The 22,695-nt window shown below is 45.7% G+C and carries 19 protein-coding genes; 6 read left to right on the top strand and 13 right to left on the bottom strand.

The features are described 5' to 3' along the window. Window positions 1–301 precede the first annotated feature (301 nt). Together uvrB and G3570_RS13900 are read left to right on the top strand one after the other, a co-directional pair. Window positions 302–2,350, top strand: coding sequence for an excinuclease ABC subunit UvrB (uvrB, locus tag G3570_RS13905; RefSeq protein ID WP_165143374.1), 2,049 nt, complete (start codon window positions 302–304; stop codon window positions 2,348–2,350). Window positions 2,351–2,446: 96 nt separating this feature from the next. After that, on the top strand, window positions 2,447–2,995 hold the full coding sequence (locus G3570_RS13900; RefSeq protein ID WP_165143373.1) for a class I SAM-dependent methyltransferase: 549 nt from the start codon (window positions 2,447–2,449) through the stop codon (window positions 2,993–2,995). 70 nt (window positions 2,996–3,065) lie between these two features. Here the strand turns inward: G3570_RS13900 and rplS are convergent, their stop codons facing one another. The 5 genes from rplS to ffh form a co-directional block, all read right to left on the bottom strand. After that, window positions 3,066–3,503 (bottom strand): 50S ribosomal protein L19, encoded by a 438-nt coding sequence (rplS, locus tag G3570_RS13895; protein WP_165143371.1) that lies wholly within the window; start codon window positions 3,501–3,503, stop codon window positions 3,066–3,068. A gap of 15 nt (window positions 3,504–3,518) precedes the next feature. Then, window positions 3,519–4,211 carry a tRNA (guanosine(37)-N1)-methyltransferase TrmD gene (trmD, locus tag G3570_RS13890; protein WP_165143729.1) on the bottom strand — a complete coding sequence of 231 codons (693 nt, stop codon included), beginning with the start codon at window positions 4,209–4,211 and terminating at the stop codon, window positions 3,519–3,521. A 4-nt stretch (window positions 4,212–4,215) separates the two neighbouring features. After that, entirely contained in the window at window positions 4,216–4,755 is a 540-nt protein-coding gene (gene rimM, locus G3570_RS13885) for a ribosome maturation factor RimM (RefSeq protein WP_165143369.1), read from the bottom strand. An 88-nt stretch (window positions 4,756–4,843) separates the two neighbouring features. Further along, window positions 4,844–5,791 carry a 30S ribosomal protein S16 gene (gene rpsP, locus G3570_RS16570; RefSeq protein ID WP_165143367.1) on the bottom strand — a complete coding sequence of 316 codons (948 nt, stop codon included), beginning with the start codon at window positions 5,789–5,791 and terminating at the stop codon, window positions 4,844–4,846. 130 nt (window positions 5,792–5,921) lie between these two features. Further along, the gene (ffh, locus tag G3570_RS13875; protein ID WP_165143365.1) at window positions 5,922–7,259 is read right to left on the bottom strand and encodes a signal recognition particle protein; all 1,338 of its coding nucleotides are present in this window, start codon (window positions 7,257–7,259) and stop codon (window positions 5,922–5,924) included. A 288-nt stretch (window positions 7,260–7,547) separates the two neighbouring features. On the opposite strand from ffh, the gene G3570_RS13870 reads away from it, so the two are divergent. The 3 genes from G3570_RS13870 (at window position 7,548) to aat (ending at window position 11,746) form a co-directional block, all read left to right on the top strand. Then, window positions 7,548–8,393, top strand: a complete 846-nt coding sequence (locus G3570_RS13870; RefSeq protein ID WP_165143363.1) for an enoyl-ACP reductase FabI — start codon at window positions 7,548–7,550, stop codon at window positions 8,391–8,393. 154 nt (window positions 8,394–8,547) lie between these two features. Next, window positions 8,548–11,016 (top strand): zinc-dependent metalloprotease, encoded by a 2,469-nt coding sequence (locus G3570_RS13865; protein ID WP_165143361.1) that lies wholly within the window; start codon window positions 8,548–8,550, stop codon window positions 11,014–11,016. A gap of 130 nt (window positions 11,017–11,146) precedes the next feature. Continuing rightward, on the top strand, window positions 11,147–11,746 hold the full coding sequence (gene aat / locus G3570_RS13860; RefSeq protein ID WP_165143359.1) for a leucyl/phenylalanyl-tRNA--protein transferase: 600 nt from the start codon (window positions 11,147–11,149) through the stop codon (window positions 11,744–11,746). A 90-nt stretch (window positions 11,747–11,836) separates the two neighbouring features. Here aat and G3570_RS13855 read toward each other — a convergent pair whose 3' ends face one another. The 7 genes from G3570_RS13855 to G3570_RS13825 form a co-directional block, all read right to left on the bottom strand. Further along, window positions 11,837–13,030 carry a hypothetical protein gene (locus G3570_RS13855; protein ID WP_165143357.1) on the bottom strand — a complete coding sequence of 398 codons (1,194 nt, stop codon included), beginning with the start codon at window positions 13,028–13,030 and terminating at the stop codon, window positions 11,837–11,839. A gap of 11 nt (window positions 13,031–13,041) precedes the next feature. Then, complete coding sequence (locus G3570_RS13850; RefSeq protein ID WP_165143355.1) at window positions 13,042–13,710, bottom strand: anti-sigma factor family protein; 669 nt, start codon at window positions 13,708–13,710, stop codon at window positions 13,042–13,044. Further along, window positions 13,703–14,275 (bottom strand): RNA polymerase sigma factor, encoded by a 573-nt coding sequence (locus G3570_RS13845; protein WP_165143353.1) that lies wholly within the window; start codon window positions 14,273–14,275, stop codon window positions 13,703–13,705. The genes G3570_RS13850 and G3570_RS13845 overlap by 8 nt, the downstream gene beginning before the upstream one ends. A 168-nt stretch (window positions 14,276–14,443) precedes the next feature. Beyond that, window positions 14,444–16,369 (bottom strand): 1-deoxy-D-xylulose-5-phosphate synthase, encoded by a 1,926-nt coding sequence (dxs, locus tag G3570_RS13840; RefSeq protein WP_165143728.1) that lies wholly within the window; start codon window positions 16,367–16,369, stop codon window positions 14,444–14,446. A 9-nt stretch (window positions 16,370–16,378) separates the two neighbouring features. Next, window positions 16,379–16,594, bottom strand: a complete 216-nt coding sequence (gene xseB / locus G3570_RS13835; protein WP_165143351.1) for an exodeoxyribonuclease VII small subunit — start codon at window positions 16,592–16,594, stop codon at window positions 16,379–16,381. Between the two features lie 52 nt (window positions 16,595–16,646). After that, complete coding sequence (locus tag G3570_RS13830; protein WP_165143349.1) at window positions 16,647–17,966, bottom strand: AI-2E family transporter; 1,320 nt, start codon at window positions 17,964–17,966, stop codon at window positions 16,647–16,649. Window positions 17,967–18,065: 99 nt separating this feature from the next. Further along, on the bottom strand, window positions 18,066–20,501 hold the full coding sequence (locus tag G3570_RS13825) for a DNA internalization-related competence protein ComEC/Rec2 (protein ID WP_165143347.1): 2,436 nt from the start codon (window positions 20,499–20,501) through the stop codon (window positions 18,066–18,068). Window positions 20,502–20,754: 253 nt separating this feature from the next. Between G3570_RS13825 and G3570_RS13820 the strand changes: the two genes are divergently transcribed. Further along, window positions 20,755–21,720, top strand: a complete 966-nt coding sequence (locus G3570_RS13820; protein ID WP_165143727.1) for an isoaspartyl peptidase/L-asparaginase family protein — start codon at window positions 20,755–20,757, stop codon at window positions 21,718–21,720. A gap of 91 nt (window positions 21,721–21,811) precedes the next feature. Here G3570_RS13820 and G3570_RS13815 read toward each other — a convergent pair whose 3' ends face one another. Continuing rightward, window positions 21,812–22,588, bottom strand: a complete 777-nt coding sequence (locus tag G3570_RS13815; protein ID WP_165143345.1) for a hypothetical protein — start codon at window positions 22,586–22,588, stop codon at window positions 21,812–21,814. Window positions 22,589–22,695 lie beyond the last annotated feature (107 nt).

Below are 22,695 nucleotides of genomic sequence, written 5' to 3'. Positions count from 1 at the left end.
GTGTTAAAGTCGAAACTTTCAAAAATAAGGATTATTCCTGCCGAATTCGGAGGATAATATTTGATACCTTAAGAGTCGCTGCTTCTCATAAATAATTATTTCAATTGCCCTAAAAATATGTGATTTTTGATGAATGATTACAGCTATTTTACGTTTTATGATGTTTGATTAAAGTACTTGCCTCAGGTTTCGAATAAAAGACCCCTGACAGCTATCAGCCGACAGTACATGGCTATACTTTTATAATAAAATCATCCAATTAATTCGGTTTCTTTATTTGAATCGTTAAAGCTTTTTGTTGATGTCTCACTTTGATTTACAATCTCCCTGGCCAGCGGCCGGTGATCAACCCCAGGCTATTGAAGAGCTGGTGCAAGGTATAGAGAGCGGTGATAAATATCAGACGCTTCTCGGAATTACAGGGTCAGGAAAAACCCGTACAGTCGCCGATGTTATCGACCAGGTTGAACGACCTACGCTGGTGATGAGTCATAATAAGACCCTGGCAGCCCAGCTCTACCGGGAGCTGAGTGATTTCTTCCCAAATAACCGCGTCGAGTTTTTTATCTCTTATTACGACTATTACCAGCCTGAAGCTTACATCTCGTCACAAGACAAGTACATCGAGAAAGATCTATCCATAAACGATGAGATACAGCGTTTGCGCCTGCGGGCTACGAGCTCCCTGCTCTCTGGAAGACGCGATGTGATTATTGTTTCAAGTGTGAGCTGCATTTATGGTATCGGTTCGCCATCGGAATATGAGAAACTGATCATCAGCCTGGAGACCGGGATGGAGATCCCAAGAAATACCCTCCTCTATGATTTGGTGGATCTTCATTATACACGAAAAGACAACGACTTTGGCAGGGGTACCTTTCGTGTACGAGGCGATGTAGTGGATTTATACCCGGCCTATGCCGAAGACGGTCTGCGTATCTCCTTTTGGGGAGACGAAATTGAAAAGATGGAGATCTTCGATGTCGATTCAGGGGAGATTCTGGAAACAGTAAACGAATTCCGGATTTATCCCGCATCCCACTATGTAACCACCCAGGATCGTTTGGAGGATGCTATTGAACAGATCCGTGATGAGTTGAACTGGCGGGTGGAAGTCCTGAAGGATGAACAGAAGTACCTCGAAGCCAAGCGCCTGGAACAGCGTACCCTCTTCGATATCGAAATGATGCAGGAGATTGGTTACTGCTCGGGTATTGAAAACTACTCCCGTTACCTGAGCAACCGCAAGCCCGGTGAGCGTCCATATTGTCTATTCGACTATTTTCCTGACGATTTCTTGCTGGTGGTGGATGAGAGCCACCAGACCGTACCTCAGATTTCGGCCATGTACGGCGGGGATAGGTCCCGAAAAATAGAACTGGTGGAGCACGGTTTTCGTCTCCCTTCTGCTATGGACAACCGACCGCTGACATTCGAAGAGTGGGAAAGCGTAGTGAACCAGGCCATCTTTGTCAGTGCCACGCCCAGCGATTACGAATTGGAGAAGAGCGGTGGCGTGGTTGTTGAACAGATAGTACGACCTACCGGTCTCATGGAACCCGAAATTGAGGTGCGTCCGGTAGACAACCAGATTGACGATCTCATAGACGAGATCCGCGATCGTGTGAGCAAAGGCCACCGGGTATTGTGTATCACGCTTACCAAACGATTGAGTGAGGAGTTGAGCGAATATCTCAAGAATATCGGTATCTCAGCTGCTTACATGCACAGCGAGCTCAATGCCATGGAGCGAGTCGAGGTGCTCTATAAATACCGGCGCGGTGACTTTGATGTGCTTGTCGGAATTAACCTTTTGCGTGAGGGTATTGATATTCCGGAGCTCAGCCTGGTGGCCATTCTGGATGCGGATAAGGAAGGATTTCTGAGGTCCGAGACTTCACTCTTCCAGATTGTCGGGCGGGCAGCGCGTAATGTAGAAGGAAAAGCGATCATGTACGCTGACAAGATTACCGACAGTATGCAGACGGTGATCGACGAAACCGAGCGACGCAGGAAAATTCAGAAAGAGTACAACGAAGAGCATGGCATCACGCCGAAAACCATCGAGAAAGAACTTAAGCCTCTGGTAGACCCTGCGCTCATATCCACCAAGAGTTTCGACCTTGACGAGGGAAGAGAAGGTGAAGAGGAACCGCTGGAGCTGGTGAAAGTTGCGGAAGAGGGTATCAAGTACAAGGCCAACCCGGCCATGAAAGAGGTCACCTTTGAGAGCAAGGAAAAGTTTATGGAATATCTGAAAGATTCCATGTACACTGCGGCTAAGAATATGGAGTTCGAAGAGGCCGCTCGAATACGCGACCAAATAGAACAATTAAAAAATGAGTTATAGAACACGGTTGACACAGATCAAGCTGATGGCCGCAGATAAAGCATAATATACGTTGGTAATCTGCTCAATCTGTGTAATCAGTGTTCCAATATTTCTATGAGTACATTAGCTTATCTGCGAAGTTTTTTTATGGACAAGGATGTGGCTTCCGTAACGCCTACATCCCGATTTTGTGTGCGCACGGTCTGTAAGCCGATTGATTTTTCTAAGGACTTGAATATCGTTGAGTACGGTGCAGGTACCGGTGTTTTTTCCAAATACCTTCTGAAGCACATGTCCCTCGATTCACAATTATACCTATTTGAAACCAATGACATTCTGTACAAGAAACTGCTGGAGATCAAAAATCAGCGGGTCCATTTCTATAGAAAGAGCGTAGAGCATGTGACCGAAATTCTGGGTGAAGAGCTGCTCGGAAAGGTCGATTATATCATATCGGGTATACCTTTCTCATTTTTGGATGAAGCCCAAAAAGAATCCATTCTGAATCAGAGTAAACAAATCTTGAAAGAAGGGGGAGGATTCCTGGCCTATCAGACCTCAGGACATTTAAAAGATCCGCTGGAAAAAACTTTTGGCAACGTAGAGACTGAATGGGAGTGGCGCAATATCCCGCCGATGACGGTTTACAGGGCTTTTAAATAGATAAAACCCTGAGAGGGTGCAAGACCCTGTCAGGGTTAGTAATCAAAGCAAATAAGTAAATCAGGAAAAACTACTCTTCTTCAGAAGAAGCTTCTTCCTTTTCAGCAACGGGCTCTTCTTTTGGAGCAGCTGCTTTCGCATTACTGTTATTGTCTGTCATACGACGATCTTTCTCTTTGATACGTGCGGCTTTACCTCTTCTGTCGCGCAGGTAGTAAAGCTTGGAGCGACGAACGTCTCCTTCCTTTTTGACTTCGATTTTCGCAATAAAAGGTGAGTAGAGTGGGAAAATACGCTCAACACCGATATTACCCGCTGATATTTTGCGGACGATAAAGGTTTGATTCGGTCCTGTTCCCTTGCGTGAGATAACCACGCCCTGGAATTGCTGAATGCGTTCCTTGTCACCTTCGCGAACTCGGTAGTGTACGTTTACCGTATCACCCGATTTGAACTCGGGGATATCGTCGTGTACAAGTGATTGTTCTGCTAATTTTAACTTATCCATGGTTGTTTCCTCTGGCTAATGTTCTTTTCTAAATTTTTTAAATAATTCTGGTCGTACGTTTTTGGTTCGCTCCAGCGACGTTTTGTGTCGCCATTCTTCAACTTTTTTATGATCTCCTGATCTGAGCACGTCAGGCACTTTCATGCCTTTGAATTCGGCCGGCCGTGTGTAGACCGGACCTTCCAGCAGATCATTCTGGAAGGAGTCGCTCAAAGCACTTTCGGCATCACCCAATACTCCGGGAAGTAGCCTAACCATGGCATCGATCATCACCATAGCGGGCAGTTCGCCACCTGATAAGACATAGTCACCGATGCTGAACTCTTTGGTGATCAGTGCATCGCGTACGCGCTGATCCACGCCCTTGTAATGTCCGCATAAGAACATAACGTTGCCTTTGAGTGATAGCTCATTGGCATGTTGCTGTTTGAACGGGATACCATCCGGTGCCGTGAAAATAATTTCATCATATTCCCGCTGCTTTTTCAAATGATTGATGCAGGAGAATATAGGCTGCGGGGTGAGAACCATTCCGGCTCCACCACCATAAGGGTAGTCATCCACCTTGTTATGCTTGTCTTCCGAATAGTCCCGGAGATCGTGGATCTGTATTTCCACAAGGTCGCTTTCTCGTGCATTGCCGACAATACTGTGGCTCAGCGGACTTTCAAGCAGCTGTGGTACAGCCGATATGATGTCAATTCTCATCATGCTATAAGTTGGTCAGTTGTTCCAAGTTTTGGCAATAAATGATACTCTGATCTTCATCGACTGATTGTATGTATTCATCCACAAAAGGGATGAGCAGCTTTTCTTGGTCATCTGTGATGACCTCCAGGATGGGATGCGCCGGACTTTCGATTATACCTGTGATGATGCCAATATTGTTATTTTGGTCATCTTGAATTTCAAACTCCGTATAATCAATGGCCTCATCGCCATCAACAAGGGATTCTGCCTTTTCACGTAACACGTAAACTGCAGAACTTTTAAGCTCTTCAGCCCTATTGCGATCGGACACGTGCTCAAATTTTACAAAGAACGAAAGCCGGTTGTTTTTTTCCTGAACCCGAACCGACTCAATCCGGGCGGGGACTAAATCCCCTCTGGCATTCTGAATATGAACCAGATCAATTTCATCAAAAAGTTGCGGAGCGAAAACCTCGGAGATGATTAAAACTTCTCCTTTAACTCCGTGCGACCGGGCAATATGCCCAATCATTAAATACTGGTCTTCAATGGGTTCCAGCATGTTATTCCATTCAGCCCCATGTCAGCTTTACCAAACTTTCAAAGTCTAATAAAGCTTCTCTTAAAGCTGAGCTTGGATTAATAATTTATTACCCTTCCTTTTTATCTTCCCAGGCGCGTTGAACGGTAACCCGGTCTTCATCATCAGGGACAAAGCCTTCAAGCTCTTCTAAAGGAGTATTCTCAATATGCTCAATGGCTTCTTTAGCGAGCATTTCAGTTGAAACCTGTTCCGGTTCGGAAGCTGCTTCTGCCTCTTCTTCTTTCTCTTCCTCTTGGGCTTCCGCTTTTGCTTCTTCCTCAACTTCCTCGGTTTCTTCCTCTTTAGCTTCTGCTTCTTGTTCTTCGGCAGGCTCTTCTTCTGTTGCTTCAGCTTCTTCCTCAGTCTCAGCTTCCACTTCTGCTTCAGCAGTTTCTTCCGTTTCTTCAGCTTCTGCCTCTGCCGTTGCTTCTTCTTCTGCTTCGGTCTCAGCTTCAACAGTTTCCGCAGCAGCTTCTGTCTCTTCAGTTTCTGCTACTTCTTCTTGAGTTTCGGCTTCTGCTTTAGCTTCCTGCTCTTTTGATTCCTCTTCTTGAGCAGATGCAAGAGCTTCTTGCTTGGCTTTCTCTTTGGCAGCTTCTTCTGCTTTCTTCTTAAGCTGCTTTTGGAATTCCTTTTCTTCAGCCTCAAGCATAGCGCGCTGTCTTTCTTTGCGGCTCGGCTCTTTCTCTTCTTTGGCTTCGCGAGCTTCACGCCATTCGGTAAGAGCTTCTTCTATCTCTTCTTCCGACTTGCCCCAACGAATCAGGTGCATCTTATACATGATACCCTGCTTTTTGAAGATGGAACGTACGGTATCGGAAGGCTGAGCTCCTTTTTTGAGCCAGTGGATGGCACGCTCTTCGTCGAGCTTGAGCTCGTTGACGGCTGTAATGTTGTTGAAACGTCCGAGATCTTCAATGATTCGTCCGTCTCTTGGTGAGCGGCTGTCCGCTACCACTATGTGGTGCAAAGGTCGTTTACGACGACCTCTTCGTTGTAATCTTATTCGTAACAATGTATTTCTCCTATTTACTTATAATTTGCGTTGATTAATAGAGGAAGTTGTCGGAATCTTGCGCAAACTTTAGGATCTCCCGATTGGCTAAAAATCGTCAGATCCATTCTATTTCAACACTAAGTTTCTTTTATCCGAAGGGAAGATTCTTCATCCCTTTCATCATCTTGCCCATTTTACCCATTCCTGAGAACTGCTTCATCATCTTCTTCATCTGATTGAACTGTTTCATCAGGTCGTTGATATCCCGAACCTTGGTTCCGGATCCCTGGGCGATTCTGCGCCTGCGTGTCCCGTTCAGTATTTCGGGATTTCTTCGTTCTTCAGGGGTCATGGAATTAATAATAGCTTCAATGGGCTTGAATGCGTCTTCGTCAATTTCTTTATCCTGCAGTGCTTTGCCGGCTCCCGGAATCATTCCTACCAAATCCGAGATATTGCCCATGCCTTTAATCTGCTGAAGTTGCTGCCTGAAATCTTCCAGGTCGAACTTGTCTGACTTAATTTTCTTTTGAAGCTTTTCGGCTTCCTCCTGGTCAAACTCCTTCTGGGCTTTTTCCACCAGCGAAACCACATCACCCATACCCAAAATTCGCTGGGCCATCCTGTCGGGATAGAAGGGCGATAGTGCGTCAAGTTTCTCTCCGGTACTTACAAATTTGATCGGTTTTTCAACAACCGTTTTAATAGAGAGAGCCGCACCGCCGCGTGTGTCACCGTCAAGCTTGGTGAGAACCACGCCGTCGTAATTGATTCGTTCATTAAATTCTTTTGCCGTGTTCACGGCGTCCTGACCCGTCATCGAGTCGACGACGAAAAGTGTTTCGTTGGGCTGAACGGCTTCTTTAATTTCAGCCACCTCGTTCATCATCTTCTCGTCCACGTGCATGCGTCCGGCCGTATCAATGATCACTGTATCCAGCGCGAGACTCTTGGCCATGGATACCGCTTCTTTGGCTACCCTGACGGCGTCTTTCTGTTCAATAGAATAGACAGGAGTACTGATCGATTCCGCCAGCGTCTTTAGCTGGTTGATAGCAGCGGGACGATACACGTCGGCTGCAGCCAGAATTGGATTCCGGTTGTTCTCTTCCTTCAAGTATTTGGCCAGCTTCGCCGAGAAGGTGGTTTTACCCGAACCCTGTAAACCCGCAATCAGAATGACCGTCGGCGGAGTGTGGGCGACTTCAATGTCTTCCCGCTCCTGACCGAAGATGGTCACCATCTCGTCATATACAATCTTGGTGAACTGCTGTCCGGGATTAACCGCAGTAAGCACATCTTCACCCATTGCGCGGTCTTTAACCTTATTCGTGAATTCCTTGGCAACTTCATAATTCACGTCGGCATCGAGTAGGGCGCGGCGTATTTCACGTACCGTCTCAGCGATATTGACATCACTGATCTTGGCTTCACCCTTCAGGCTTTGAAAGGCTTTCTCAAGTTTTGACGATAGATCTTCAAACATAAGTTAACGTATGCTTACAAGTAGTTGATTACGGTTTTTGGACGTATGTCACAAAGTCCCGCAAAATAAGGACAAAAATGGGTCTTATCAACAGAATAAAATCAATAATATTGGAACACAGATTACACGGATTCTACTGGTTATTGCAGATAAAAATTACATAGTAGTCTGCGTAGATTCGTCGAATCCGTTTTATCTGTGTTCTATTTTAATTTCGGAATTGGTGATTCATATTTATTATTTTCCGACTTCAATAAATCTAAGCAATAAACAGGATTGGGTATAGTCATGGCTGAGCAACAAGGATATGGACTGTTAAAAGGTAAAAAAGGAATCATTTTCGGGGCACTGGATGAGCGCAGTATAGCCTGGCGTATTGCTCTTGCCTGCCAACGGGAGGGAGCCGAATTTGCATTGTCCAACGCACCGGTTGCTCTGCGACTGGGAGCCCTTGATGATCTGGCCGAAAAGACCGGTGCTTCCGTGTATCCCTGTGATGTTTCCAAGGAGGATGAGGTGGAAGATCTCATGCAGAAAGTGAAGGATGAATACGGTAAGATTGATTTCATGCTTCACGCCATCGGGATGTCACCCAATATCCGAAAAAATAAAGAATACAAAGAACTTAACTACCATTGGTACCAGCAGACACTGGATATATCTGCTGTTTCCCTCCATAAGATTCTTCATTTTGCAGAAAAGAAAGAGATTCTGAATGACGGTTCCAGCATTGTTGCGCTCTCTTATATCGGCGCCCAGCGCATTTTCTCCAAGTACAGCGATATGAATGATGCCAAGGCCCTGCTGGAAAGCATTGCCCGGAATTACGCCAGCCGCCTGGCCGACAGGGGCATTCGTGTAAATACTGTTTCCCAGGCACCTACCCAGACTTCTGCCGGAAGCGGTATCAAAGGATTTGACGGGATGTATACCTTTGCGGACAAGCTGGCGCCTATGGGCAATCCTTCGGCAGATGAGTGCGCCGATTACTGTGTAACCCTGTTTTCAGATCTAACCCGGAAAGTAACCATGCAAAATCTCTATCATGACGGCGGATTTGTGAATGCCGGTGTTAATGAGGAAATGATTGAAGGACTTGCTAAGCTCTATGGCGGTGAAAATGAGGATGAGTAGCATCTAATTTCTTAGGGTTAGGACACCTCCAAGGTGTCCTAACCCTCTTTCATTACTTTCTCATCAAAAAGATACCTTTCTATTTTACTGTTTGCCCGAAAGTTGGTTAATTAATCCCATCCTCTACCAACATCAAACAAATGAATAACCAGATATGAAACAGTTTTCAGCTTTCGCCCTGGTTTTGCTCTTTACCTGTTTCTTGGCAACACCACAGATTCAGGCACAGGACAAAACACCTACCATCAGTGAAAAAACAAAAGGACTCGATAAGCAGGAAGGATTTTTTACCTATTACTGGGATGAAAAAGAAGGGAAAATCTGGTTGGAGATCGACAAACTGGATCAGGAGTTTTTGTATGTGAATTCCCTAGCCGCCGGTGTCGGGTCAAACGACATCGGACTTGATCGTAATCAACTGGGCGACGATCGCGTTGTTTACTTTGACAGGAGGGGTCCCAAGGTGCTAATGGTGCAGCCCAACTATTCCTACCGGGCTATAACCGATAATCAAAAAGAGACAGAATCGGTGCGAGATGCTTTTGCCCAATCAGTTTTATGGGGGTTTAAAGTGGCTGCCGAGAGTAAAGGGCGCGTGCTGGTTGATGCAACTGACTTTCTTCTTCGTGATGCACACGGTGTGGTTGATCGTCTGAAAGGCATGAACCAGGGGAACTACCGCCTTGATGACTCCCGTTCGGCACTCTACAGGGATGGTACGATGAATTTTCCCAAGAATACGGAGTTTGAAGCAACCTTGACCTTTACAGGTGACGCATCGGGAGGATATATCCGTTCGGTCACACCATCCTCGGATGCTGTGACGGTTCGCCAACACCACTCTTTTGTGGAACTGCCGGATGATGACTATGAACCAAGAGTGTTTGACCCACGATCGGGTTATTTCGGGACTGATTACCAGGATTACAGCACCCCAATCGGTGAATCGCTGACCAAGCGTTTTATCACCCGTCATCGCCTGGAAAAGAAAAATCCGGGTACTGCTATGAGCGAACCCGTAGAGCCTATTATCTATTATCTCGACCCGGGCACACCTGAACCGGTGAGAAGCGCCCTGCTTGATGGAGCCCGCTGGTGGAACCAGGCTTTCGAAGCGGCGGGATATCGAAATGCATTTCAGGTTAAAATGCTTCCGGAAGACGCTCACCCCCTTGACGTTCGATATAATGTCATCAACTGGGTCCATCGTTCTACTCGCGGCTGGTCGTATGGCTCGTCGGTTGTGGATCCTAGAACTGGAGAAATCATAAAAGGGCATGTACTCTTGGGTTCTCTTCGGGTGCGTCAGGACTACCTGATTGCCGAGGGTTTGCTTGCTCCCTATGAAGATGGACAACCGGAAAATGATCCCATGATGGAAATGGCACTGGCTCGCATCAGGCAGCTATCGGCTCATGAAGTGGGACATACGCTTGGTATCGCACACAATTTTGCGGCCAGCACTAATAGCAGGGCATCGGTAATGGATTACCCGGCGCCTAAAGTGAATATTGATGAAAACGGCAATCTGGACTTATCAGAAGCCTACGATTCCGGTATCGGTGAATGGGATAAGGTGACCGTGGCCTACGGCTATCAGGACTTTCCGGAAGGTACGGATGAGAAACAGGGTCTTGATGAGATATTAAATAAAGCTTTTGAGGATGGACTACTCTATATATCGGACTACGATGCACGACCGGCGGGCGGGGCTCATCCGAAAGCCCATCTTTGGGATAACGGGACGGACGCTGTCGATCAGCTAAATCACATCATGAATGTCCGTGAAATTGCTCTTCAAAATTTTGGAGAGGCAGTAATCCCCAACGGTCGTCCAATGGCAACTATCGAAGATGCACTGGTGCCTATTTACCTGTTTCACCGCTATCAAATAGAAGGAACCGTGAAGCTGATTGGCGGCATGGACTACACTTATAAGTTACGGGGAGACAGTCAGCCAGGCCCCGAACCATTGGCACCTGCGCAGCAACAGGCCGCTCTTGAAGCGATGCTGAGCACCATTTCGGTTGAGGCTTTGCGCATGCCTGATGCTATTATTGACATTATTCCACCCCGACCCATCGGTTATTATGGTTCTCGTGAGTTATTCAACAGTCACACGGATCCTGCATTTGACCCGCTGGGTGCCGCAGAAACGGCTGCTCATGCCACAACCTCATTGTTGTTCAATGCCAACCGTGCTGCAAGGCTAGTCGATTTTGAAGCCCGTAATCCGGACCATTTGGGACTGGCCGAAATGATTGACAAAGTATATGAAAATACTTGGATGGCGGAGCCTCAAGATGGATACAACGGGGCTATTCAAAGGGCTGTCAACTTTGTTACATTGTATAACCTGTTACAATTGGCGGCAGATGAGGATGCTTCAAGCCAGGTCAGAGCGATTAGCAATGAAAAGCTTGTTGAACTGTATGACTTTCTCAATAAAGAGGAGAAGGCTACCGAAAGCGAGCAGTGGCTTGCGGCTTACAATTATGGTGCCAAATTGATTGACGGTTTCATGGAGAATCCCGAAAGAATTGAAGAAATGACGCCTCCATTGTCACCACCTCCCGGCTCGCCCATAGGTAGCACAGATTCGTTTTTAGGCTGCTCTTGGTAAATTGTGGCAAGGGAAAACCAGAAGATTATTTTGTAAGGACAGCCAAGGCCGGTATCCCCGGGGATGGGGGTTATGAGTTTAATTTGAATAAATAACAAGGCGGGTGTGATGCCCGCTTTGATTAAATGGTATGATTGCACCGGAAGATTTATTAACCGGATATGCCAATGGAATTTTTCCCATGGCGGATGCTCGCGATGATCCCAAAGCTAAATGGTATACCTCTCGACGTCGCGGTATCATTCCACTGGACAGCTTCAAAGTCTCCTCCAACGTACGTCGTATTGTCCGTAACCACCATTATCATGTAAAATTTGATTATGCCTTTAGGCAGGTAATGGAAGCCTGTGCAGACCGCAGTTCTACATGGATATCTGATGAGATCATCGATTCCTTTTGCAATCTTCATGAGATAGGTCATGGCCATTCGGTAAGTGTCTATGATAAGCAGTGGGAGCTTGTAGGCGGGCAATACGGCGTATCGCTGGGGGCAGCATATTTTGGCGAATCGATGTTCGGGACAGCAAAAGAAGCCTCAAAAGTTGCCCTGTTTTGGACCCATCGTTCGTTGGTTCAAGGAAATTTTGAGTTGTGGGATACTCAATTCTGGAGCGAACACCTGGCACAATTCGGCTGCATTGAAATTCCGGCGGAAGAGTACCGGGAAATGCTCAAGAAGGCAATCAGGAAGGATGCCTCTTTTGACCCCGTTAACACGGATAATCTGTAAAAAACGTCTATCCAAATCTGGCTAATATATTAAACCCTCCAAGGGTTCGATCGAACCCTTGGAGGGTTAGTGATAGCTTTGATCTCTTTTCTAATACTCCCTCACAACAATCCTGTTCATTGCTTCTTCGCGACTAATATTTCCGCGGTCGGCCGATTCCAGAACCGATTTCTCGATCTGCAAGTCAACTCTCTCGGGTATCTCTTCTACAGGAGAAGATACCGTAGCGGAGAGCAGAACATATTGACCGGATCTTACCGAGCTAAGTGTTTGACCGTAATCAACGAGATACTCTTTTAGGTTTGCCATAAATTCATCGAAACGCTTTGTGACCTCTTCTTCTGTCTCTTTTTGTTTTTTGGAAGATTCTTTGAGCCTTTCCTGTAATACACTCTCCACTTCAATTTGGGCTCTTTGATCATCGTCATTAAAATCCATACCGGCAATTTCGGGCATTCTGATTATAAATGATCCGGAGGGTGAGGTATATCGAACATCAAAAAAGAACAGAGCACCGAAGTTATCCAGATAGATGTGATTGACAGAACCGCGAATTCGAAATGCTTTATCCTCTTGCTCTTTCAATGCAGTCTCAAAAATATTGCCCATCACTTTTAGATCCAGGCGTCCTTTTTCATTTTCTTGGGCTGTACTTGTCGTTATACGATTGTTTAATTCTGCCTCGTCGATACTGCCTGACCTATAGGCCTGCAGGTCGCTTTTAGTGGTCACAACCGATATAGTCGGCAGGTTAGGTTTATTGGTTTTGTCTTGGCTACCAACAGAGAAGGCAAAATCAGAAACTCGGCTCGGGGAGTTGTATATGATCATGATGCGATCATCCCCGGAGAGTTGACCTAGCGTGGATCCATAGTCCCTCAAAAATTCTTTTATGCGTTTCGTAACATTTTCTTCATTAACCTGGCTGTCTGTTGATTCATTATCGGAATATCGAAATGAATACGAGTAGCTGCCGCCATTCTCCTTGCTGCTGTAGGCAATAAACCCAGGACTATCACCCGGTATAGTGAAAATAACACCATAATCCGGAAGGTAGGTGCCGCGTATGTCTTTTCCTCTGGAGAAAAAGCTACCCGAGGAAGCAATGTGAACTCTGGTGTTCTGATCCTCCCATTGGGTTTTAAAGAATTCTTGTAAGATGCTTTCCATAATTTTGATATCGCGCTGCATCCGATTCATATCTATGGAATTTTGTGCTTTCAGTGTTGGAACCAAAAGCAGGGCAGCTGCCAGTAGCATAATTGTTTTTTTTATGTAGTTCATGATGGATACCATTATTCGTTTTCATTGAAATTTACATTCTGTAATACCTCACCCAGATACCGGTTGGTCTGTTGCCATCGATACCCATTAGATTCCTGAATACGACTGAGTTGGTGGTCAATAAGCTGCAGGTCATTCATTCGCTGCTGTTCAAAGTAGCCCACAACCTGACGCAACTGCTGGTTGTTTTCTTCTGCCAGAGCTTGCATATATTCGGTCAGCATAGCGGCATTTTCCCGGCGAATCTGCTGAAGGAAAGATTCTGCCTGTTGTGTGCTTAAGCCTTCATTGACAACAGGCTGATAGCCCAGGCTCAGCGCGTAACCTGCATCGGTAGGGGCTATATGTACCTTTGCTACCGAACCGATAATCATGAGCAGCACAAATCCGGCGGCAATTGCAAAACCGGTTTTACCAAGATAGGTTTGGGGAAGCAGGTTTCGGGCCTCATTCCACCAGCTCCGGAAAGAACGTTTACGCGGTTCCATGACCAGTAATTTTTGGTCGGGCTCCCCCGCCGGCATGCGCTGTAGCAGCGCCCTGGTTTGTTCCAGCTTATCCAGCTCTTGCTGCAATCCCGGGTGCTCTTCCAGGTAATTTTCCAGTTCTTTTTTCTTTTCGGTGGATATCTCATCATAGAGATAATCCATAAAGAGATTTCTTGCCAGTTGATCATTCATAATTCAGTGCCTCCATTTCGATATTCCATTTCTCAAAAATTGTTCGCAGTGAACTAAGTCCATAATACATGCGTGATTTAATAGTGTTTTCCGGTTCTTCGAGTACTTCTGCAATCTCTCGGAATTTTAATCCTTCATATTCTTTCATAATGACTACTATCCTCTGCTCCGGTGGAAGCTGGTTCAATGCCTGTTGAAGTATTGTACCCAATTCTCGCTGCTGTATGCTCAAGTCCGGATTTCCATTGATGCTTTTTACTATGGGTGATTCTTCTATGGTTTCCAATGGCTGAGAGCGTTTCCTGCCCGCTCGCTTCATTTCATCCAAACAGAGATTATTTGCAATTCTATAGATCCATGCAGAGAATTTATCAGCGTCATCCAGAGTGTGAAGCTTTCTATACGCTTTGATAAAGGTTTTCTGTGTAATCTCCATCGCATCGTCATGACTGGAGAAATAACGGTAGGCAAAACGGTGGATACGATGTTGCCACCGCTCAACCAGGTTGTTGAAAGCGTCAATATTGCCGCTTCGAAACTCCTTTATCAATTTTGCATCGTTCATGAATGTTGCTTCCAGACGTTAGCGGTACTTTATGCTGCTATCTAGAAGTATGACGAAGGAAGGCGCAGAAAAGTTTTAAGTGAAATGAAAATAGGACAATAAAAAACCCTCCAAGGGTCCCGAGGACCCTTGGAGGGTTTAGTAAATATTACTTTAAAAGTATTGTAACTACGCGTTCAGCGAATAGGTCTTCAGCACCTTGCGCACCTGCTCTTTGATACCATCCGGACCGATGCCGACTTCGTCGTGCAGCTCTCGCTGGGTCCCGTGTTCAACAATGCGGTCGGGGACACCCATAATAGTTACCGGAATGTGGTAAGGTTTGTCAGCCAGGAATTCGGCGACGGCACTACCGAATCCGCCCAGCTTGGTACCGTCCTCAATAGTGATGATATGCCGGTAGGTTTGGCAAACCTGTTTTATCAATTGCGTATCCAGCGGTTTGGCAAATCGCATGTTTAAGTGTCCGGCATTAATGCCTTCTTCTTCCAGATCATCCAGCGCCTCAATTACATAATTGCCCATGGGACCGAAGCTGAGAACGGCAACATCTTCACCTTCTCGGATGCATTCTCCTTTTCCGATTTCCATTGACTGAAATTCTTTTCGGAAATCCATTCCGGTCGCCTCGCCCCGGGGATATCTGATAGCCCAGGCGTCATCCTCATATTTTGATGCTGTATACATCATATCGCGCAACTCCTGCTCATTCAGCGGTGATGAGATGATCATATTCGGGACTGCGCGCAGGTATGAAATATCATAAAGTCCGTGGTGGGTCGGCCCGTCAGCTCCTGCAATACCGGCCCTGTCAATACAAAAGACCACAGGCAGATTCTGAATGGCAACGTCGTGAATGACCTGGTCATAGGCTCTCTGCAGGAATGAGGAATATATAGCTGCGAATGGCTTTTTACCTTCAGCAGCCAGCCCGGCTGCAAATGTAATGGAGTGCTGTTCGGCAATTCCTACGTCAAAAGCCCGATCCGGGAAGGTATTCATCAACGGCCAGAGACTTGAACCGCTGGGCATGGCAGGGGTGATGCCTACGATACGTTCGTCTTCTTCGGCCAATTCTACGATGGCATCACCAAAGATGTGCTGGTAGCGCGGTATCTTAGGACCTTTTTTCTCAGGTGCCAATGATTTACCGGTAATCTTGTCAAACGGACTGCTTTGGGCATGCCACTTGGTTTGTTCGCGTTCTGCAGGTGCGAACCCTTTGCCTTTAACAGTCACGGCATGCAACAGTTTAGGTCCGGGGATATCCTTAAGGTCTTCCAGATGCTTGCGCATGGTATCCACATTGTGACCGTCAACCGGTCCATAGTATTTGAAGCCCAGTGCCTGGAACAATCCGCCCGGTGTGATGGCCGTTGTTACTGCCTTTTCAAGGCGTGAGGCTACTTTTCTCATTTTTTCACCGGCGGACTTGAAATGACCCAGCATGTCATAAATCTCGTCGCGAACCTTATTGAAGGTCTTGCTGGTAGTAATGTCTGTCAGGTACTCTTTTAGGGCACCGACATTTGGGTCAATAGACATGCAGTTATCGTTCAGAATAACCAGCAGATCGGAATTCATAGCCCCGGCGTTGTTCATGGCTTCAAAAGCCAAGCCGGCGGTCATGGCACCGTCACCGATTACGGCAACTACCTTTTTGTCTTCATCACTTAAATCTCTGGAGACGGCCATTCCGAGTGCGGCAGATATGGAGGTGCTGGAGTGTCCAACGCCAAAGGTGTCGTATTCGCTTTCACTTCGTTTCGGGAAACCGGAAAGACCGCCGTATTTCCGATTGGTATAAAAATTTTCTCTTCTACCGGTTAAAATTTTATGGCCGTAAGCTTGATGACCGACATCCCAGATTAAAAGATCTTTTGGGGTATCATATACGTAATGCAAGGCGACAGTCATCTCTACGACTCCTAAACTGGCACCAAAATGCCCTCCGTGAATCGATACCGTCTCAATGATATAGTCTCTCAGTTCATCGCAAACCTCTACAAGTTGATTGGGATCCAGCTTCTTTAGATCTGCAGGAGAGTTGATGTTGGCTAACAGCGGTCCGGGTTCTACTTTGTCGAACTCCATATTCATAGTTCAGAGATCTTCATTATCAGCGTGTTGCTCATTTACTTTCTCTATACGCAACTCTGCTTGTTCAAGTGTTTCAGTGCATTTTTTTGAAAGCTTAATTCCCTCCTCATATAGCCGGATGGTGTCTTCCAGCGATATGGACTCGTCTTCAAGCTCGTTCACAATTTCTTCTAACCTTGATAAAGCCTCTTCAAAGCTCTGTCGTTCCTTCTTGCTCATAAAATGGAGAATGGAGTGGTATTATGTTAAATATAGATGGTAAGTAAAAAGATTAACCGGCAGATTCCAATTCTTTTTCCTTCTGTTCCTTCTCTTTCTTCTTTTTCTGTTTTTGTGATTCCCGGTCAAACTGCTGAATAAACGAATCCAACTCACTTCCGCTGAGAAATGATATCTTTTTTGTCTCCTTATACTGCTCATAAAATACGGATATCAATGCAGCCGAAGGCACGGCTATTAGGAGTCCCAGGAATCCGAACATAAAACCGAATAGCAGCAAAGATAGCATTACCAGCAGTGGGTGTAAACCTACGTGCTGCCCGACCACTCTGGGCACAATAAAGCCGGATTCAAGTACCTGCTCGATGGCAAATACAATGTAGATTCCGGGCAAATAGATGTACCAAGGTTCACCCAGCGTGGCACCGACAATTGTTGATACCGTTATGCTGAACCAGAGGCCGAATGTGGGTATAAAATTGGTGATACCGGCGAATATACCGAGTACCAGTGCATAGGGTACTCCAACGAGGTAAAAGCCGATACTTAGGTTGATAGCACTGATGACCACAACTATAAACTGTCCCCGGAGGTAAGCCCCTACGATTCTGCTAATCTGAGTGGTGTAGTCGGTAGAAACGTCACTGGGCGTAATTAGTGATCGTACGAAAACACCAATTTTTTCATAATCGCGGATCATAAAGAAACACAAAAAGGGCATGAGAATAACCAGGAACAGGATGGCAACCAGGCTTCCGATTCCGGTTACATAGGTTGATGAAAAGTCGGTAAGGCTGGAGTAGAACCTGTTGATCCAAATCTCTAGTTGTCCGGAAAGCTGTGTTTTTAGTTCGGCCGATTCAAAGCCTATTCGTTCTGCTAGCGTCAGAATACCCGTACTTTCAATCCAGCCGCCGGTATCCTTTCCAACCTCATTGACCAGATTTCCTATGCGGGTTAGCTGTTCAAGAACTGCAGGTACGGCAAAGAAAAGAGTCACGGCGAGAATGCCAAGGCTGACAATGGTGAATAAACCTGCTACCAGTCCGCGCGGAATTCTCCGAATTTCAAGCTCTTCCACCACAGGATTTATAATAAATGCAATGATATAAGCCAGAACGAATGGAATTAACAGGTGCCCCGAATCGTACACCAGCCAGAGTCCCGCGGCAAATGAAGTGGCGTAGAGTAGGGCTCGTGCAACCGGTTGCTGCCGGATGGGATATAGAACGATACCTATAAGCAGTGCATAGCCCAAAGGATTGATCAGGTGCTCAAGCAGGTACATCAGAAAAAGCAATCCCGCTATCCCTCCTCCCAGGAGGAGTAGCTGACCACGTTCATTTAACCATGACTGTGAGTATTTTGCCATATATAGATATTATTCAATAGTGCACGAAAAGTTACAGCTTCGTTGCAAATGATCCAATTTTGCCTTTTTTCTTCAGGCGTCCTTATGGTACTTCAGGGGCTATTCCCAATACGAGCGACTAACTTTTCTTCCGTCTGAACTGAAAACGACAGCACCTTCAAAACTGGTATATAATATGGTTGTATTCGATTCTATTAGTCTTTTAACGGCTTCCTGATGAGGATGTTTGAATTTATTGCTTTTATCAAGAGAGACCACCGAGAAATAAGGACTCGCAGTTTTCAGAAAATAATCAGAGGAACTGGTTTTGCTACCGTGATGGCCTACCTTTAGAAAATCGGTATCCAGCAGGTTTCCATAATGTTCTAAAAGGCGCTGTTCCTGGGCTTGACCGGCATCTCCCATAAACAGGAATTCGGTTGACCCGTAAACCAGCTCCAGAATTATTGAACGTTCATTGGGATCATCGTCCTCAGCCGACTCTTCCGGACCATATAGTAATATTCGCATCGAAGGATCAAGACTGATCAGTGTACCGGCCGAAACTGAAACTACGGGGATATACTTTTCAGCAGCCCTGGTGAGATATGACCGGTAGAGATTAGAATCATATTGGTAGCCAGAGTTATAGATAGTATCAATGGGTATGTGTTCAATTAATTCGAGAATGCCACCGATGTGATCGGCATGCGGATGGGATAAAAATACTGCGTCAAGCTTATTAATTCCTTCTCCCTTCAGGTGAGGCAGGATGGTGTAGCGACCGCTGTTAAAGCCCGGGGTCCAGCGTCCTGCATCGATCAAAATACTCTTACCAAGCGGGGTTTTAACAACTGCCGCATCCCCTTGGCCAACATCAAGGACAGTCACTTCAAGCTTTGGAGGCCTAAAGTCTTTGACTAGTGCCGTTATTTGCTGAACAGAGATTAGTGCTAATACAATAATTAGCATTTTCCAGCGGAGTGCCGGGACGGACAACGATGCGAGTAAGAATATCACTGCCGCCCAAATTAGAAAAAGAATCGGACCGGGAGAAGAAACCTGCACCCAGCTATTATCCCAAGCCGCTAAGGTGATGACGAATTTATTCAAACCCTGCAGGAAATACTCGGCCGGCAGAATTAAATAAAATCCTGCCGGCGCTGAAATAATCGATATGAATAGCATAAATACTGCAAAGGGAAGAATGATACCCAGGAAGGGGACAATGACGGCATTTGCCAGAGGTCCGATAAGTGAAAACTCACCGAAATAATGACTTAAAATAGGGAAGAGACCCGCCTGCACAACCGCCGAGACCATTACGATACCAATCAAGGGTCCAAGCCGGCTATAACGCAAGCGATTGGGAAGGAATCTGTTTATAGTGGGAAGAGTGAGCAGAATGATATACACCGCTGAAAAAGAGAGCTGGAATCCGATATCAAAGATGGCGGTAGGATCAACAAGTAATATGATAAGGGCTGCCAGGGCGGTGAGATTGATGGAATCCCTTAATTTATTAAACAGACGAGCATAAATAATAAAACCTCCCGTAATGGAAGCGCGGGTAACCGAGGCCGAAAAACCGGTAAGACCCGCGTAATAGAATAGAATTAAGACAAGTATCAAAAGCCCGGTTTGCCTACCGAAACGGTAGGTCCAGAAGAATGGGATGATCACCCAGAACGGTGCTAAAAGAAAACCGACATGTAATCCTGAGACGGCCATTATGTGAGATAATCCGGCCCTCGAAAAAGAAGTTTTTTCCTCCCTACTGAGCTCATTTTTATAGCCAATCAGTAATGCTTTGGCCAATGGCGCCGTATCACTGCTGAAATTGCGATCAATGATACTAAGAGCAGATTGTCTAATATGATTCCAGCTGAATGTTCTAGTACCCGGATAAATTGCATATAAACTATCAATCCCGGCTTGAACAAATATGTCTTGCGAATGGAGGTATGCTTTATAGTCAAATTCATGCGGGTTTCGCTTACCGCCTAAAGGGTAGATTGTGGCCGTAAAATTAATCCGGTTGCCTGCTTTAATCATTTTGCTATGGCTGATGAACTGTTCCGGTTTTAGCACAGCTCGCAGGGAGTAGCGATCGGCGAGAAAATGGGCTTCCGGGCTAATCGTAGTATCTACAGCTACATCAATTTGATAACTGCCCGAATCGGTAGTTCGCATATTCTGCACTTCTCCATTGAAAGTAACTTTCTCCCAAACCAATGCATCTAAAAATTGCTTATAAAAGGGTTCCTCTCTTTGCACCTGAAAGGAGTAACGATAGGCACCCAGAAGGAGAAGCGATACCAGGTAGCAGGACACGGATAAATGATATAACCGGAAAGTGAAATGCGGAATTAAAATAAACTGTACAATAAAAAGCATGGCAAGTGTAATGCCCAGCATGCAAGCCCATAAATAGCTTTCTATAGCCAAATAATGTGAAAGCAGTATGCCGCCGATCATCAAAAGTGACAGGCGAACGGCCGGATATTTCGCAAAAGGAAAACGGTAGTTATTTATGTATGTGTGAGAGCCGGGCATACCTGTAAGACTGGTGCAAAGCGCTATCCTTACAGTACTTCCAACGCTTATTTTAAGAATCGCGGTAAAGGAGGCTTGTTGGCATTGAAAAACAGTGATTCATTAGTTAAATGTTGTATCAGTAATTTGAAAAACTGAAGTTGCTGGTTATAATGACGCCAGTATCAAACCACTAACTTTGAAAGTTATGATTATGGGATTTTCTAAAAGATTATCAGTGAGTATGCTCTCCGTTTTTTTACTAATCGGGGGTATGCTGCAGAATGCAAACGCACAGGATACCACTAAAAAAGACTGGGCTATCGTTCTGCATGGAGGGGCCGGAACTATCTCTAAAGATTTGCCCGATTCTGTAAAGCAAGCCTACATGAATGATTTGGATGAAGCCATTTCTATTGGAGAAGAAGCGTTAGCAAACGGTGAATCGGCTATCGATGTAGTTCAGAAGGTGATCAATTACCTGGAAGACAATCCTAAGTTCAATGCGGGAAAAGGTGCTGTATTTACACACGAAGGGAAGCATGAGCTCGATGCCGCAATCATGGTGGGAAATACACGGAATGCCGGTGCAGTTACCGGGGTCACCTCGGTGAAAAATCCGATCAACCTGGCAAGAATGGTCATGGAAAACTCAAAGCATGTCATGTTTGCCGGTGAAGGGGCCGAGGAGTTTGCTATTGAAATGGATGTAAAAAGAGTGAACCAGGACTACTTCTATACGCAACGAAGATATGAAGCCTATAAAAGGGCAATTGCCGAAGACTCAGAATCCGGACTTCTTGATTCCTCCGAAGATTACTGGGAAGATGATAAGTACGGTACGGTCGGTTGTGTGGTGCTGGATCAGGAGGGGATGCTGGTAGCAGGTACCTCTACGGGAGGCATGACCAACAAAATGTACGGACGCGTGGGTGATGTACCTATTATAGGCTCGGGAACTTATGCCAGTGATGTAGTTGCAGTATCCATGACAGGCTGGGGTGAGAAGATTATGCGTGCGGTTTCCGGTCACACCGTCAGCAGTTACATGAAATTTAAGGAGGGAGCGACGCTTGAAGAGGCAGGAAACTACTTGTTAAATGATGTGTTAGAGCCCGGTGACGCCGGCATGATAGCAGTGGACAAATACGGAAATATGTACATGAATATGAATACCAGCGGTATGTTCCGTGCCATGTCCGATTCAGAAGGAAACCGTGAAGTGGCTATATGGGAGTAGGTTTAGGTATAAGGTATAGGGTATAAGGGGGGGTTCGAGCAATAGATGAACTGTTCGTGTCCTTATACCTTATACCCCTATACCCCCAATATCACTCAAAACCGCGGTTAAACTGTTGCCGCAATTCCTGAACATAAATGCCGATGTCGTTCCTCAGTTCGAAAAGAATTTCATGCAGGTAAGCATACTCATCCTTTTCCATAAACGGCGTTTTCTTCATATAGTCTTGCAGTAAATGGAGTCCGTTGTTAGCACACTGCAGTGCTTTCTTGGTGTAGACGATATTGCCGCCCAAAAAATCCTGTTCAAAACCGAAAGAGTATCCGCCGGCCAGTTTCGCCCCTATCTTGAGCACATTGGCTACAAAGTCGTTGAACTGTGGACTTAGATACTTTGGGTGAATACCCTCCGACCATTGCAGTACGTGAGCAGCCAATTCGCGAGCATCGTTGTAGATGTCCAACGATTCGATGGATCCGTAATCAGACATTACATAATCGCCGCTGAGCTCTTTCCAGTCTTCTCCCTCGTCGAAATCATCATACGACTCATCCAGCGAGTATTCATCTTCATCGTAATCATCGAAAAAGAAGTCGTCTAAATCGTCATCCAGCTCATCCTCCCAATCTTCGTCATCCTCATCGGGGAAATAGGCATCTTCAATTTGAAGTTCTTCCTCGATAAAGGCATCCACGGCTTCCAGTTCATCTTTGTTTTCTTGTAGGAGGGTGATCCAACGGGGGATATTTCCGGAAGGGTCGGGAGCGATGAACTTTCTTAACTGTTCGCTCTTCTTTTCGATTTCATTCAGGTGAGCTTCCCACTGGTGCTCATCCCAAATGCCATCATAAAATTCACCTTTTGGCATATATACGAGATATGTAAGGGTATATAATTTTGGTTACTAATATAATTGTAACAAATTCTCAGCTTTAGTGGCAATAAAAAATGAAGGGCTGTTCTTATTTTTTAAAA

It is taken from the genome of Halalkalibaculum roseum (genome assembly GCF_011059145.1).
Classification (GTDB): Bacteria; Bacteroidota; Rhodothermia; order Balneolales; family Balneolaceae; genus Halalkalibaculum; species Halalkalibaculum roseum.
Note: the sequence above shows the minus strand (reverse complement) of the source record. Positions and strands in the feature narration are given on the sequence as shown.

What these genes read in the sequence shown, in the direction of transcription:
- uvrB (WP_165143374.1), top strand. Translation starts at nt 302, where the DNA reads ATGTCTCACTTTGATTTACAATCTCCCTGGCCAGCGGCCGGTGATCAA.
- G3570_RS13815 (WP_165143345.1), bottom strand. Translation starts at nt 22,588, where the DNA reads ATGCCAAAAGGTGAATTTTATGATGGCATTTGGGATGAGCACCAGTGG.
- G3570_RS13825 (WP_165143347.1), bottom strand. Translation starts at nt 20,501, where the DNA reads ATGCCCGGCTCTCACACATACATAAATAACTACCGTTTTCCTTTTGCG.
- ffh (WP_165143365.1), bottom strand. Translation starts at nt 7,259, where the DNA reads ATGTTTGAAGATCTATCGTCAAAACTTGAGAAAGCCTTTCAAAGCCTG.
- G3570_RS13850 (WP_165143355.1), bottom strand. Translation starts at nt 13,710, where the DNA reads ATGAATGATCAACTGGCAAGAAATCTCTTTATGGATTATCTCTATGAT.
- G3570_RS13900 (WP_165143373.1), top strand. Translation starts at nt 2,447, where the DNA reads ATGAGTACATTAGCTTATCTGCGAAGTTTTTTTATGGACAAGGATGTG.
- aat (WP_165143359.1), top strand. Translation starts at nt 11,147, where the DNA reads ATGATTGCACCGGAAGATTTATTAACCGGATATGCCAATGGAATTTTT.
- rplS (WP_165143371.1), bottom strand. Translation starts at nt 3,503, where the DNA reads ATGGATAAGTTAAAATTAGCAGAACAATCACTTGTACACGACGATATC.
- xseB (WP_165143351.1), bottom strand. Translation starts at nt 16,594, where the DNA reads ATGAGCAAGAAGGAACGACAGAGCTTTGAAGAGGCTTTATCAAGGTTA.
- trmD (WP_165143729.1), bottom strand. Translation starts at nt 4,211, where the DNA reads ATGAGAATTGACATCATATCGGCTGTACCACAGCTGCTTGAAAGTCCG.
- G3570_RS13865 (WP_165143361.1), top strand. Translation starts at nt 8,548, where the DNA reads ATGAAACAGTTTTCAGCTTTCGCCCTGGTTTTGCTCTTTACCTGTTTC.
- G3570_RS13870 (WP_165143363.1), top strand. Translation starts at nt 7,548, where the DNA reads ATGGCTGAGCAACAAGGATATGGACTGTTAAAAGGTAAAAAAGGAATC.
- G3570_RS13855 (WP_165143357.1), bottom strand. Translation starts at nt 13,030, where the DNA reads ATGAACTACATAAAAAAAACAATTATGCTACTGGCAGCTGCCCTGCTT.
- G3570_RS13830 (WP_165143349.1), bottom strand. Translation starts at nt 17,966, where the DNA reads ATGGCAAAATACTCACAGTCATGGTTAAATGAACGTGGTCAGCTACTC.
- G3570_RS13845 (WP_165143353.1), bottom strand. Translation starts at nt 14,275, where the DNA reads ATGAACGATGCAAAATTGATAAAGGAGTTTCGAAGCGGCAATATTGAC.
- G3570_RS13820 (WP_165143727.1), top strand. Translation starts at nt 20,755, where the DNA reads ATGCTGCAGAATGCAAACGCACAGGATACCACTAAAAAAGACTGGGCT.
- rimM (WP_165143369.1), bottom strand. Translation starts at nt 4,755, where the DNA reads ATGCTGGAACCCATTGAAGACCAGTATTTAATGATTGGGCATATTGCC.
- dxs (WP_165143728.1), bottom strand. Translation starts at nt 16,369, where the DNA reads ATGGAGTTCGACAAAGTAGAACCCGGACCGCTGTTAGCCAACATCAAC.